Raw genomic sequence first — 13,194 nt, 5'->3', positions numbered from 1 at the left:
ACCCATGCGACCTTCAGGCCGCGCCGCAGACGAAATGCGCGCGCTTTCCTTCGAGACCGGATTCACCAAGCACGCCGAAGGGTCGGTGCTGGTTTCCTTCGGGGACACGCGGGTTCTCGTGACCGCGAGCGTCGAGGAACGGGTGCCGCCGTTCCTGCGCGGCAAGGCCACTGGCTGGGTGACAGCCGAGTACTCGATGCTTCCGCGCGCGACGCACACCAGGGGCAGCCGTGAGGCGGCGAAAGGCAAGCAATCGGGCAGGACGCAGGAAATCCAGCGCCTGATCGGGCGCTCGCTTCGTGCGGTCACCGACATGGCGAAGCTGGGCGAGCGCCAGATCGTGCTCGACTGCGACGTGATCCAGGCCGATGGCGGGACCCGGACCGCAGCCATTTCCGGAGCATGGGTCGCGCTTCGCATCGCAGTCGACAAGCTCATGGCGTCCGGCGCCATCGCCGAAGATCCGCTGGAGCGCAAAGTGGCGGCGGTAAGCTGCGGCATTCACAAGGGCACGCCCGTTCTCGACCTCGACTATGCCGAGGACAGCAGCGCCGATGCCGATGCGAATTTCGTTCTGATCGAGGGCGGTCACATCGCCGAGGTCCAGGCGACCGCCGAAGGCGCGACCTACGACGAGGAAGCACTCCTTCGCCTGCTACGCCTCGCCCGGCTCGGCTGCGACCGGATTTTCGCGGCGCAGGACAAGGCTGTTGGCCGGTGACACGGCGGCTCGGCGGCGGCAAGCTCGTCATCGCGACGCACAATTCGGGGAAGCTGAAGGAAATCTCGGCGCTTCTCCAGCCTTACGGGATCGATTGCATCTCGGCCGGAGCGCTCGGCCTGCCCGAGCCCGCCGAAACGGGCAAGACCTTCGTCGAGAACGCGCTCATCAAGGCGCGCGCGGCGGCCGAGGCCGCGCAAATGCCCGCGCTGGCCGACGACAGCGGCTTGTCGGTCGCGGCGCTGAACGGACGTCCGGGCGTCTACAGCGCCGACTGGGCAGAGCGGCAGTGGTTCGAAGGCGATCCGGGGCGCGACTGGTACATGGCGATGGGCAAGGTCGAGGGCATGCTTAGCGAAGCCGGTCCCGGCGCCGATCGATCGTGCTGGTTCTCGTGCGTCCTTGCCATCGCTTGGCCGGAAGGCGACAACGCGGTTTACGAAGGGCGCGTCGACGGGACTTATTCATGGCCGCCGAGAGGGAACATGGGCTTCGGATACGATCCCGTCTTCGTCCCCGAGGGGCGCGACGCAACTTTCGCCGAACTCGATCCGGAAGAGAAGCATCGCATCAGCCATCGCGCCGATGCTTTTGCAAAGCTGGTCGCGGAGCAGTTCGGCGGGTAAAAGGCGGCAATGGCCCGCGCGCTCTACATTCACTGGCCCTTCTGCCTTGCGAAATGCCCCTATTGCGACTTCAACAGTCATGTCCGCGAAACAGTCGATCATGACCGCTGGGAAGCCGCCCTGCTGGCCGACATGCGTCACGAGGCACGCATCGCGGGCGGGGAAAAGCTCGAATCGATCTTCTTCGGGGGCGGCACCCCTTCGCTGATGCCCCCTTCCCTCGTCGGCCGCCTGCTTGGCGAAGCTGAAAAGCTCTGGGGCTTTTCCGACGAAATCGAGATCACGCTGGAAGCCAATCCCTCCTCGGTCGAGGCGGCCCGGTTTGCAGCGCTTGCGGGCGCCGGAATAAATCGCGTTTCGCTTGGCCTGCAGGCGCTCGACGACGAAACACTGAAGTTTCTCGGTCGCCTGCACGACGCCGCCGAGGGGATCGCGGCGCTGGAGGTCGCGCAGCGGCACTTCGGGCGGGTCAGCTTCGACCTCATCTACGCGCGCCCCGGCCAGTCTCCCGGCCAGTGGCAGCAGGAGCTGCGCAAGGCGATCAGCTTCGGCACGTCGCACCTGTCGCTCTACCAGCTCACCATAGAGCCGGGCACACGGTTCGAGACGCTCGTCCGGCAAGGCAGGTTCACGCCGCTGGATGAGGACGCCTGCGCCGACATGTTCGCGACGACGCGCCAGATGACGTCCGAAGCGGGCATCCCGGCCTACGAGGTCAGCAATCATGCCCGCAGCGGCGAAGAAAGCCGGCACAACCTTGCCTATTGGCGCTACCTCGATCACTGCGCCATCGGTCCCGGCGCGCACGGCAGGCGAAAGGGTGAGGCGACGGTTCGCCACCGCAAGCCCGAGAACTGGCTGTCCGAAATCAGCGCGAGCGGACACGGCATTCGCGAAGCGCGCCGTCTCGAACGTAAAGAGCAGGCCTCGGAAGCGATGCTGATGGGCCTGCGACTGACCGAGGGGATCGATCTGGCGGCATTGTCGGCGCGCTTCGCGATGCCGCAGGACCTGCTTTGCGACCCGCAGAAGCTCGACTTCTACCGGCGGAAGCACCTCGTCTGGAGAGAGGGCGATTTCATCGGAATTACCGAGGCCGGAATGCCGCTGCTCGATGCCCTGCTTGGCGAACTCGTGCCCGGCGCGCTCGTCGCAGCATGATTCGCGAAGACATTCTTGACGCCTGGCGCGCGCATCTTGCCGATGGCAGGCGCCGCAGCCCGCATACGGTCCGCGCCTACGTAGCGGCGGCAGCGAGACTGCTCGATGCCGAAGCGGACCGGAGGACCTGGGCGTCGCTGGCTTTCATCGACACTGCTACATTGCGCGACCAGCTTGCACGGCGCAGGGCGGAGGGCCTCTCCAATGCGTCTGCCGCCCGCGAACTTTCCGCCCTCAAGGGGTTCATCGCCTTCGCGCGCAGGCAAGCAGGCGTCGAGGATGCAGCACCGCCCCGGATGCGTGGCCCGCGCATCAAGAAGGGCCTGCCACGCCCGGTAACGCCCGACGATGCGCTCAACCTCGCCCTCGAAGTCGCCGCCGACGGCAGCGAGGCATGGATCGGATCGCGCGACCGCGCCGTCCTCCTGCTGATGTACGGTGCGGGCATGCGTATCGCCGAAGCGCTGTCGTTGCGCGGACACGCGCTGCCGCTGGGCGAGACGCTGACGGTTACCGGCAAGGGCAGCAAGCAGCGCGTCGTGCCGCTGCTGCCAGTCGTGCGCGATGCGATAGCGGACTATGCCAAGCTATGCCCTTGGCCGATCGAACCTGACGGCCCTCTGTTCATCGGCGCGAAGGGCGGCCCGCTTTCCCAAGGCATGGTGCAAAAGGCGATGGCGCGGGCGCGAACCGTGCTCGGCCTTCCCGCTAGCGCAACGCCCCACGCGCTACGCCACAGTTTCGCGACGCACCTGCTGGGTGCTGGTGCGGACTTGCGCAGCCTTCAGGAACTGCTCGGGCACGCCAGCCTGGGCTCGACGCAAATCTACACGAAAGTCGATGCCGCCACTCTGCTCGACGTCTATCGCGAGGCTCACCCGCGCGAGCGCCGCTGATCGCGCGGCTTCCAGCTAAGTACGCGCCAGATGTAGAGCGCGACGGAGATGACCAGGAAGGCCGCCGTCCCCCATCCCAGCCAGTGCTGAGCCTCGGCCAGCTTGTCGCCCAGCCACTCTCCGGCCTTGATCAGGATAACGTTCCAGACCGTCGCTCCCGCGGCGGTGAATATCAGGAACCTGGTGCGGCCCATATGGCTGAGGCCCGCGGGAAGCGAGATGATCGTCCGCAGGAACGGCGAGAACCGCATGAAGAAGACGACCCAGTGCCCGTGGTTGCGGAAGAACCGGCTGGCACGCTCGACGTCCTCCCATTCGATGGTGAGCCACCGTCCCCAGCGATCGATGAACGGTCCCGTCCGCTCGTAGCCCCACATGTGGCCGGCCCAGTACCATGCGTAGTTGCCGATTACGGTGCCGACGGTCCCGGCAAGCAACAGCGGCCAGAAATCCATGGCGCCGCGCGAAACAGCGACGCCGCCGAAGCCCATGATCACTTCCGAAGGTATGGGAGGAATGATGTTCTCGAGCGCCATCAGGAACACGATGCCCCAGTATCCCCCGCCTTCGATGACGGCGAGGATCCACTTATCCATCGGCGCCTCGCGCCAGGATCACATGGCGGCGTGACGCCTTTCGATCGCTTCCCAGATGAGCGCAGCGGTGTCCGTACCGTTGAACCGGTCGATGGCCACAATGCCGGTCGGGGACGTCACGTTGATTTCCGTCAGCCATTCACCGCCAATCACGTCGATGCCCACGAAAACGAGGCCGCGGCGCTTAAGTTCCGGCCCTAGCGCCGAACAGATCTCTTCCTCGCGTGGAGTGAGCCCTGCGGCCTCCGCCGATCCCCCGACGGCAAGGTTCGAGCGGAATTCGCCCTCTCCCGGCTTGCGGTTGATCGCGCCTGCGAATTCCCCGTCGACAAGGACGATGCGCTTGTCCCCATCGGCAACGCCCGGAAGGAAAGGCTGCACCATGAACGGCTCGGGCCAGACCTGTCCAAACAGTTCAATGAGAGCCCCGAGGTTGTCGCCGTCGGCCGGGATGCGGAACACCGCCTTGCCGCCATTGCCGTGCAGCGGCTTGACCACGAGTTCGCCGGGATGCCTTGCATGGAATTCCTGCACGTCCGCCAGTCCGCGCGCGATGAACGTCGGCGGCATGAACTTTGCAAAATCGAGTACGAAGACCTTTTCCGGGGCGTTGCGAACAGACGCCGGATCGTTAACGACAAGCGTCTGGCCGGCGAGCCTTTCGAGCAAATACGTGCCGGTAATGTAGCCGAGGTCGAAAGGGGGATCCTGCCGCATCAGGACGACGTCGACGTCGCGCGAAAGGTCGATCCTGCGATGCTCGCCCATGGAGAAATGGTCGCCCGCGACGGCGCGGACCTCTGCCGGCGCGGCACGCGCGGTCAGCAATCCGCCCGCCCCCTCGTGCGCGTCGTAGGCCAGCGTGCGGACATCGTAGTGGAGGAGTTCGTGGCCCCTCGCCTGTGCCGCCAGCATGAGCGCGAACGAGGAATCGCCGGCGATATTTATCCGGTCGATCGGGTCCATCTGGACGGCGACGCGCAAGCTCATGACGGTTCGATTCCTCCTCAGGGCATCCAGGCGTTGACGATGTGGCGCGGCCACTTGCCGGGCGCAAGCAGAAGGACATCGATGCGCATCTCGTCGCCATCGCCAGCGAAGCGGTGCGCCACGGCCTCTACCGCAGCGGCGACACGGCGCAGGCGGTAATCGTCGATCGCGCGGTCGCGTTCACGTACGGTGGAGCGCCACTTCACCTCGACGAAAACGACCTTGCGTCCTTTCCGCACGACGAGATCGACTTCGCCTCTCGGAGTCTTCACACGCTGGGCAAGCACCCGCCAGCCCCGAAGCCGGAAATACCAGGCGGCCAGCGTCTCGCCGCGCCTACCGCGGCCTTCGGCGCGCTTGCGGCGATCGCTCATTTCAGCTCGAGCGCCCGCGCGTAGAGTGCCTTGCGGTCCAGGCCGGTGGCCTTCGCGACCCGTGCCGCCGCCTGCGAGGCCTTGTGGGCGGCCAGTTCCGACAGGAGCATGGCGTCCGCCTCCGCCGCGCCGATTACCTTCTCGCCCGGCGGTCCGATCATCAGGACAATCTCTCCTTTCGGAGGATGAGTTCGGTAATGGCTGGCAAGTTCTTCCGCGCTTCCGGTACGGCATTCCTCGAACCGCTTCGTAAGCTCGCGCGCCACCGCGACGTCCCGGCCCGGCAAGGTTTCGGCAAGGTCGGCAAGCGAATCGCACAGGCGCGGGCCGGTTTCGTAGAAGATCAGCGTCGCCGCCACGTTGCCCAGTTCGCGCAGGACATCCTTCCGGCCCTTTGATTTCGGGGGCAGGAATCCTGCGAACAGGAACCGGTCCGACGGCAGCCCGCACAGCGTGAGCGCGACGGTGGCGGCCGATGCTCCTGGAATGCTCGTGACCGGAAGGCCACGTTCGCGCGCGGTGCGCACCAGTCTGTACCCCGGATCGGAAATCAGCGGCGTCCCCGCATCGCTGACGAGTGCCACGGGCTCTTGCGCGATTCGGGTCAGCAGCCGTTCGCGGTCCGTATCGCTTGCATGATCGTCATAGCGCACCATCCGCGTATCGATGCCGAGATGGTTGAGCAGCTTGCCGGTAACGCGCGTATCCTCGCACGCTATCGCGGCAGCGCCACGCAGCACCTCTATCGCGCGCAAGGTGATATCGCCGAGATTGCCAATCGGCGTGGCGACTATATACAAGCCCGGCGAAAGAAGCTGGTCCATCCGGGACCTTGTGGACCAGCCTTACCGGGAGCGGCAAGAGATGTTGAATTGGCTAGTCGATCGGCGCAAGCTGGCAATGACGGCGGCGCTGGCCTTCCTGGCCGGTTGTCAGGTGATCCCGAAGGGTCCCGCGCCCGAAGCGCCTCCGCCGGTGACCGTACCCACCCCGGATGCCCTCCCGGACGAGGATGTAGAGCGCCATCGCGTCGCGCTTCTCGTTCCGCTGAGCGGGTCAAACGCTGAGGTCGGCCAGTCGATCGCTAATGCCGCCACGATGGCGCTGCTCGATACCAATGCCGATAACCTGCGCGTGACTACCTACGACACGTCGTCCGATCCGTCTTCGGCGGCATCGCGCGCGATCAACGATGGCAACGCGCTGATCCTCGGACCGCTGCTTTCGGACAACATACCTGCGGTTTCAGGCGTCGCGAGCCGCGCGGGCGTGCCCGTGATCTCGTTCTCGAACGACGAGACGGCGGCCTCTTCGGACGTGTTCATCATGGGCACGCTGCCCAGCCAGTCGGTCGACCGGACGGTTCGCTATGCCCGCTCGCAGGGAATAGCCAGCTTTGGAGCGCTGGTGCCGCGCGGCGAATACGGCCAGCGAGCATCTTCGGCACTCATGTCCGCAGCTCGGGCTTCCGGCGCGTCGGTAATCGGCATGGAAGCCTACGACCGGGGCAACACCTCGCTCGTCAGCGCGGCCGAGCGACTGAAGGCGAAGGGCGGCTACGGGGCCGTGCTTATAGCCGACAGCGGACGGATGGCAGCACGGGCCGCGCCGGTCGTGAAGGCCGGAGCGGCCAATCCGCGAATCCTGGGCACCGAATTGTGGAGCGGCGAAGGCGCTGTCGCCAACACGCCCGCGCTCGAAGGTGCATGGTTCGCCGCCGTGCCCGACGCGCGCTTCCGCCAGTTCAGCGAAAGCTACAAGTCGCGCTTCGGCTCCCAGCCCTACCGTATCGCGACGCTCGGCTACGATGCCGTGCTGCTCTCGCTGCGCATCGCCCGCGAATGGACGCCGGGACGCGGTTTCCCGCGCAACCAGCTTCTCGACAAGGGCGGGTTCCTGGGTCTCGACGGCCCGTTCCGGTTTTCGCGCGGCGGCGTGATAGAGCGTGCGCTCGAAGTGCGCCAGGTGACGAGCGGCGGCTTTACGGTAGTCAGCCCGGCCCCGACCCGCTTCGAGGACTGAGGATAACGCATCGCGCTCCGCTTGCGGGCGGAATCGCGCGTGTTCTATAGACGTTCGCATGTCCGACGATCTGTTCGAGAAGCTGCCATCTTCGGGCGGCGAATCCTATGACGGCTCTACCATCGAAGTGCTCGAAGGGCTGGAGCCGGTTCGACGGCGCCCCGGCATGTATATCGGCGGCACCGACGAGCGGGCGCTCCATCACCTCGCCGCCGAAGTGCTCGACAACGCGATGGACGAAGCCGTCGCGGGGCACGCCAACCGGATCGAGGTAACGCTCGAGGAAGGCAACCGCCTGACGATCACCGACAACGGTCGCGGCATCCCGGTGGACGAGCATCCGAAGTTTCCCGGAAAGTCCGCACTCGAGGTGATCCTGTCGACGCTGCACTCGGGCGGAAAGTTCTCGGGCAAGGCCTATGCGACCAGCGGGGGCCTGCACGGCGTTGGCGTCTCGGTGGTAAACGCATTGTCGAGCCACACGCGGGTCGAGGTGGCGCGCAACAGGGAATTGTTCGCGCAGGAATTCGCGCGCGGTCAGGTTCTCGGCCCCCTCGAAAGCCTGGGAGGCACGCCGAACCGCCGCGGCACGAGCGTGACCTTTACCCCCGACGCCGAGATCTTCGGGGCGAATGCGAAGTTCAAGCCCGCACGTCTGTTCAAGCTCGCCCGCTCGAAGGCCTATCTCTTCGCTGGAGTTGAAATCCGCTGGAAATGCGCCGGATCGCTCGCAAGCGACGATGTCCCCGCCGAAGCGGTCTTCCAGTTTCCCGGCGGACTTGCCGACCACCTGACCGAACAGGTCGGCTCTCGCGAGTGCGTCACCAGCGAGTTCTTCTCGGGCAAGCAGGACTTTCCCGGCGAGCAGCAGGGCAGCGTCGAGTGGGCGATCGCATGGCCCCTGTGGTCCGATGGCGCCTATTCCTGGTACTGCAACACGATCCCGACACCCGACGGCGGCACGCACGAGCAGGGCCTGCGCGCGGCGCTTACCAAGGGCATCCGCGCATTCGGCGATCTCGTCGGGCAGAAGAAGGCCAAGGACATCTCCGCCGACGACGTGATGACCGGCAGCGAGATCATGCTTTCGCTGTTCATCCGCGATCCGCAGTTCCAGTCGCAGACCAAGGATCGCCTGACATCTCCCGAGGCCGCCCGGCTCATCGAGAACGCGGTGCGCGATCACTTCGACCACTACCTCGCCGACAACATGGATCGCGGAAAGGCGCTTCTCGGCCACGTCCTCGAACGCATGGACGAACGCCTGCGCCGGAAGGCGGAGCGCGAGGTAAAGCGCAAGACCGCGACCAATGCCCGGAAGCTGCGCCTGCCAGGCAAGCTGACCGACTGTTCGGGTGAGGGCGACGGCGAAACCGAACTGTTTATCGTCGAGGGCGATTCGGCGGGCGGCAGTGCCAAGCAGGCCCGCGACCGCAAGACCCAGGCAATCCTGCCGATCCGGGGCAAGATCCTCAACGTCGCTTCGGCCAGCGCCGACAAGATCCGCGCCAACCAGGAAATTGCCGATCTCGTCCTCGCGCTCGGTTGCGGCATTCGCAAGGACTGCGACACGCAGGCGCTGCGCTACGACCGCATCATCATCATGACCGACGCGGACGTCGACGGAGCACACATCGCCACCCTGCTGATGACATTCTTCTTCCAGGAGATGGCCGAGATCGTTCGCGGTGGGCACCTGTTCCTCGCGCAACCGCCGCTCTACCGCCTGACCGCCGGCAAGGAGAGCCGGTACGCCCGGGACGACGCGCACCGGCGGGAACTGGAAGAGACGGTGTTCAAGGGCAGGAAGGTCGATGTCGGCAGGTTCAAGGGCCTTGGCGAAATGAACCCGCAGCAGCTTCGCGAGACGACGATGAGCCCGGAGACGCGCTCGCTGATCCGCATCACGCTGCCGACCGAATACGAACAGCGGGCCGGGGTAAAGCGTCTCGTCGACGAGCTAATGGGCCGCAACGCCGAGCATCGCTTCAACTTCATCCAGAACCGCGCGGGCGAGCTCGATCCCGAAATGATCGACGCCTGAGGCACGGCCCTCCTGCGCAAGACCTGCTGCGCAAGCGGCGCGTTTCGTGGTAGGACCATGCATCGACGGCAGGGGCGGCCATGCGCGAGCACGAACTTCGACGCAGGATCATCGAGGAAATGCACCTGCGGCGCTGGCCGCGGCTTTCGGCGCCGAGCACCATCCTGCAAATCCTGCGCATCGTCGATGTCCCGGAGCGCGAGGCCGAAACGCGATACCTCGAGGAGTCCTTGTCCCCGCTTGGGATCGAAGTAGCCCGCTCGGCCCGCCATGTCGCCGGATCGCTGTCTAACGACGCCACCTTCGCATGGGAGCGCCACACCGAGGGTTCGAGTATCACGCTGTTCCTCTCGGGCGACGTCGATGCCGAAACGACGGACGAAGCGCGGCGCTGGATCGAGGACTTTCCCGGAAGAGTGATCAGGGCTACGCGCATCGCGATCGTCGGCGACGAGCAAATGGCCGCAGGGCCGCTGGAGGCGTTCAAGTTCAACCCCGACGAGCTCGTCTCTTGCCGCATCCGGGGCGGAATCCGGATGTGGTCCGATTTCAGGCTGCACGATGCCGGATACGGCCAACTGCTGGTGGCGGCAGGCGAGGCCGACCCCATCACGCTTTCGCGCATCGTGCAGCAGCTGCAGGAGCTTGGAAACTACCGCAACATGGCGCTGCTCGGCCTTCCCGAAGTGCGCGCCCAGTGGACCGGTCTCGATGCCATCGAAGCCCGGCTGCGCCAATTCGCGCTCGATGTCGGTGATCCCTCGATCCTCGACGACCTGCTGCTGGAACAGGTGTCGGGACTGGCGGGGGAGCTGGCGACGCTCAGCAACCGGATCGGATACCGGCTCGATGCCACGCAGGCCTACGCGACCCTCGTGGAGGAACGGCTTGCGGACCTGGGACCGATACCGATCGCTCACTACCATTCGCTTGCCGATTTCATCCGCCGGCGTTTTTCTCCCGCGGTACGGACGTGCGGGGCGCACCGCGAAAGGCTCGCCCAGCTCAACACGCGGGCGAGCGACCTGGCAGCGCTCCTGCGCGCGCGCATCAACACGCGGATCGAGAACCAGAATGCCCGGCTGCTCGAATCGATGGAGCGACGGACAGAGGCGCAGTTACGGCTCCAGCAGCTGGTCGAAGGGCTCTCGATCTTTGCGCTGGCCTATTACGGGATCGGCCTGCTCGGATATGTCCTGCGCGCGCTGGACATCTACATCGACATGCCGCCGCCCATGCTGATCGAGGGCGTGGCGGTTCCGCTGTTCATGGTCGCACTGTGGATCGCGGTTCGCTGGTTCAAGCGACGCATTCTGGGATCGCACGACTAGCGGCGCCCCGGATCTGCTTAGCGAAGGCGCTTTATGAACAGCCCCCCGTCGCGCTTGGACGTCTCGAAATTGGGCAGCGATTCGATAAGTTCCGAAAGGCGCGAAAAGCCGTAGCTGCGCGCATCGAAGCTCGACCGGTTGGCTACGCGCTGGCCGACTTCCGAAAGACTGGCAAAGCCGTCGTCGTCGCGCTTCGATGCCTTCCAGGCGTCACCCAGGAGCTTCACCAGTTCGTCATCCACCGCGGGCATTTCCCTGACGACGCCATTGTCCTCGTCATCGGGGATCTTGGTCATGTCGATGAAGCGGGTGCAAGCCTGCCGGAATCCTTCGGGAGCCTTGCTCGAACCGAAGCCGTAGACGGGAATGCCGTCTTGCCGGATGCGCATTGCCACGGGCATGAAATCGCTGTCGCTGGTCATGAAGCCGAAGCCATCGACGCGCCCGCCATAGAGCAGGTCCATCGCATCGATGGTGATCTTCATGTCGGTAGCGTTCTTGCCCTTGGTGATGTCGAACTGCTGCTGCGGCTCGATGGCATAGCGATGGATGATCTTGGCCCAGCCCGACAGCCCGGTCTTCTTCCAGTTGCCGTAGACCCGCCGGATATTGACCGTACCGAGGTCGCCAAGGATCGTGAGCGCAGTCTCGAGGTCGCGCGGCGAGGCGTTGTCGGCATCGATCAGCAGGGCGATGTTGCGGCCTTCGGTCGTCGTCGATTTCATTTCGCGGTGTTCCTCCCTGAGCATCTGCACCTCCATATCGCACGAAAGGCCATAGCGGCTCCCGGCCTTCGCCGCTAATCGTCCGCGCATGACGACCGATGCCGACACGAGCACCCTCGACCAGACCGGCTGGAGCGCCTCGCGCCTGCACCTGTTCCTGCTGCTGGTGCTGGAGGCGATCATGGCCGCAGAACTTGTGGCGCTGGTCGTTTCGGAACGCTGGATGCAGGTTGCCATAGTCACCGCTCTGATGGCGGTGATCGCGCTGCCCGTCGCCTTCCCGCACAAGATGCCGGTGCCGATCCCGAGCGAGATCCAGATTTTCGCGACGCTGTTCATCTTCGCGACGCTGTTTCTTGGCGAGGTGCAGGATTTCTATCACCGGTTCTGGTGGTGGGACCTCCTGCTCCATGCGACGTCGGGCGTCCTCCTGGGATTGCTGGGTTTCCTGTTCGTCTATCTCCTCAACGAAAACGAGCTGGTCGACGTCCAGATGCGACCGTCCTTCGTCGCGCTCTTCGCCTTCTTCTTCAGCCTGGGGATGGGCGCGGTCTGGGAAATCTTCGAGTTCGCGATGGATCAGCTTCTCGGACTTAACATGCAGAAGGCGATGTTCGACGATCCTTCGGGCCTGACCGACACGATGTGGGACCTGATCGTCGATGGCGCCGGCGCTTTCGTCATGGCCTGCGCGGGCTGGCTATACATGCGCCGCGCCCGTCGCGAACGCACCGATCACTGGCTTCGCCGCTTCGTCGAGCGCCATCCCCGCCTTTTCCGACGCTGAGCCGTCCCTTGTCATGCTGCGCTGCGATACCTATCGCAGGTGCGAAACGTTACGGACAAGGATGATCGAAATGCAGCGCTTCGAAGGCACCCGGAACTATGTCGCGACCGACGACCTCAAGGTCGCGGTCAATGCGGCAGTCATGCTGCGCCGGCCGCTGCTGGTGAAGGGCGAGCCGGGAACCGGCAAGACTGTGCTGGCTCACGAGATCGCAAAAGCGACCGGCGCGCCCCTGATCGAGTGGAACGTCAAGTCGACGACGAAGGCGCATCAGGGCCTTTACGAATACGACGCGGTCGCCCGCCTTCGCGACGGCCAGCTAGGCGACGAGCGCGTCCACGACATCGGCAACTACATCAAGCGTGGCAAGCTGTGGGATGCCTTCACCTCCGAGCAGCTTCCCGTCCTGCTGATCGACGAGATCGACAAGGCCGACATCGAGTTTCCGAACGACCTCCTGCAGGAACTCGATCGCATGAGCTTCGACGTATACGAAACCGGGGAGCGCATCGAGGCGAAGGAGCGGCCCATCGTGGTCATCACCTCGAACAACGAAAAGGAACTGCCCGACGCGTTCCTACGCCGCTGCTTCTTCCACTACATCAAGTTTCCCGACCGCGAGACCATGCAGGCGATCATCGACGTCCATTTCCCGGACATCCAGAAGACGCTTGTCTCCAGGGCGATGGACATCTTCTACGAGGTGCGCGAGGTGCCCGGCCTGAAGAAGAAGCCGTCGACCAGCGAGCTTCTCGACTGGCTGAAACTGCTGCTGAACGAGGACATGCCGCTCGAAGTGCTGCAGGACCGGGACACCTCCTCGGCCATCCCGCCGCTGCACGGAGCACTCCTCAAGAACGAGCAGGACATCATGCTGTTCGAACGGCTGGCGTTCATGTCGCGAAGGCAGGGCGGCTGAGC

14 protein-coding genes are annotated in these 13,194 nt (G+C 64.9%); 9 read left to right on the top strand and 5 right to left on the bottom strand.

Features of this window, described 5'->3' with window-relative positions; translation table 11 throughout:
- Positions 1 to 4 precede the first annotated feature (4 nt).
- The 4 genes from rph to FHS75_RS02645 are packed head-to-tail and all read left to right on the top strand — an operon-like array spanning position 5 to position 3,404.
- Positions 5 to 721, top strand: coding sequence for a ribonuclease PH (gene rph, locus FHS75_RS02660; RefSeq protein WP_179406159.1), 717 nt, complete (start codon positions 5 to 7; stop codon positions 719 to 721).
- Positions 718 to 1,347, top strand: a complete 630-nt coding sequence (gene rdgB, locus FHS75_RS02655; protein ID WP_179406158.1) for an RdgB/HAM1 family non-canonical purine NTP pyrophosphatase — start codon at positions 718 to 720, stop codon at positions 1,345 to 1,347. Before rph ends, rdgB begins: the two co-directional genes overlap by 4 nt.
- 9 nt (positions 1,348 to 1,356) lie before the next feature.
- The gene (hemW, locus tag FHS75_RS02650) at positions 1,357 to 2,508 is read left to right on the top strand and encodes a radical SAM family heme chaperone HemW (protein ID WP_179406157.1); all 1,152 of its coding nucleotides are present in this window, start codon (positions 1,357 to 1,359) and stop codon (positions 2,506 to 2,508) included.
- A complete protein-coding gene (locus FHS75_RS02645) occupies positions 2,505 to 3,404 on the top strand; it encodes a tyrosine recombinase XerC (protein ID WP_179406156.1) in 900 nt (299 codons plus the stop codon). The genes hemW and FHS75_RS02645 overlap by 4 nt, the downstream gene beginning before the upstream one ends.
- Here FHS75_RS02645 and FHS75_RS02640 read toward each other — a convergent pair.
- From FHS75_RS02640 to rsmI, 4 genes are read right to left on the bottom strand one after another with little or no spacing between them, the layout of a single operon-like run.
- Positions 3,383 to 4,000, bottom strand: coding sequence for a DedA family protein (locus tag FHS75_RS02640; RefSeq protein ID WP_179406155.1), 618 nt, complete (start codon positions 3,998 to 4,000; stop codon positions 3,383 to 3,385). The two genes, FHS75_RS02645 and FHS75_RS02640, sit on opposite strands and share 22 nt — an antisense overlap.
- Before the next feature lie 18 nt (positions 4,001 to 4,018).
- Positions 4,019 to 4,990, bottom strand: coding sequence for a glutathione synthase (gene gshB / locus FHS75_RS02635; RefSeq protein ID WP_179406154.1), 972 nt, complete (start codon positions 4,988 to 4,990; stop codon positions 4,019 to 4,021).
- A gap of 17 nt (positions 4,991 to 5,007) precedes the next feature.
- Entirely contained in the window at positions 5,008 to 5,364 is a 357-nt protein-coding gene (locus tag FHS75_RS02630; RefSeq protein WP_179406153.1) for a YraN family protein, read from the bottom strand.
- Positions 5,361 to 6,188, bottom strand: coding sequence for a 16S rRNA (cytidine(1402)-2'-O)-methyltransferase (rsmI, locus tag FHS75_RS02625; protein ID WP_179406152.1), 828 nt, complete (start codon positions 6,186 to 6,188; stop codon positions 5,361 to 5,363). The genes FHS75_RS02630 and rsmI overlap by 4 nt, the downstream gene beginning before the upstream one ends.
- Before the next feature lie 40 nt (positions 6,189 to 6,228).
- On the opposite strand from rsmI, the gene FHS75_RS02620 reads away from it, so the two are divergent.
- The 3 genes from FHS75_RS02620 to FHS75_RS02610 all read left to right on the top strand — a co-directional run bounded on the left by FHS75_RS02620 (position 6,229) and on the right by FHS75_RS02610 (position 10,761).
- On the top strand, positions 6,229 to 7,386 hold the full coding sequence (locus tag FHS75_RS02620; protein ID WP_179406151.1) for a penicillin-binding protein activator: 1,158 nt from the start codon (positions 6,229 to 6,231) through the stop codon (positions 7,384 to 7,386).
- Between the two features lie 58 nt (positions 7,387 to 7,444).
- Entirely contained in the window at positions 7,445 to 9,430 is a 1,986-nt protein-coding gene (gene parE, locus FHS75_RS02615; RefSeq protein WP_179406150.1) for a DNA topoisomerase IV subunit B, read from the top strand.
- 80 nt (positions 9,431 to 9,510) lie between these two features.
- Entirely contained in the window at positions 9,511 to 10,761 is a 1,251-nt protein-coding gene (locus FHS75_RS02610; RefSeq protein ID WP_179406149.1) for a DUF3422 domain-containing protein, read from the top strand.
- A 17-nt stretch (positions 10,762 to 10,778) separates the two neighbouring features.
- Here the strand turns inward: FHS75_RS02610 and FHS75_RS02605 are convergent, their stop codons facing one another.
- Positions 10,779 to 11,510, bottom strand: a complete 732-nt coding sequence (locus tag FHS75_RS02605; RefSeq protein WP_373284963.1) for an NYN domain-containing protein — start codon at positions 11,508 to 11,510, stop codon at positions 10,779 to 10,781.
- A gap of 64 nt (positions 11,511 to 11,574) precedes the next feature.
- On the opposite strand from FHS75_RS02605, the gene FHS75_RS02600 reads away from it, so the two are divergent.
- On the top strand, positions 11,575 to 12,273 hold the full coding sequence (locus tag FHS75_RS02600; RefSeq protein ID WP_179406147.1) for a DUF2238 domain-containing protein: 699 nt from the start codon (positions 11,575 to 11,577) through the stop codon (positions 12,271 to 12,273).
- A gap of 70 nt (positions 12,274 to 12,343) precedes the next feature.
- Positions 12,344 to 13,192, top strand: coding sequence for an AAA family ATPase (locus FHS75_RS02595; RefSeq protein WP_373284962.1), 849 nt, complete (start codon positions 12,344 to 12,346; stop codon positions 13,190 to 13,192).
- Positions 13,193 to 13,194: the final 2 nt, after the last annotated feature.

The organism is Novosphingobium marinum, assembly GCF_013408095.1.
Taxonomy (GTDB): Bacteria; Pseudomonadota; Alphaproteobacteria; order Sphingomonadales; family Sphingomonadaceae; genus Novosphingobium; species Novosphingobium marinum.
Note: the sequence above shows the minus strand (reverse complement) of the source record. Positions and strands in the feature narration are given on the sequence as shown.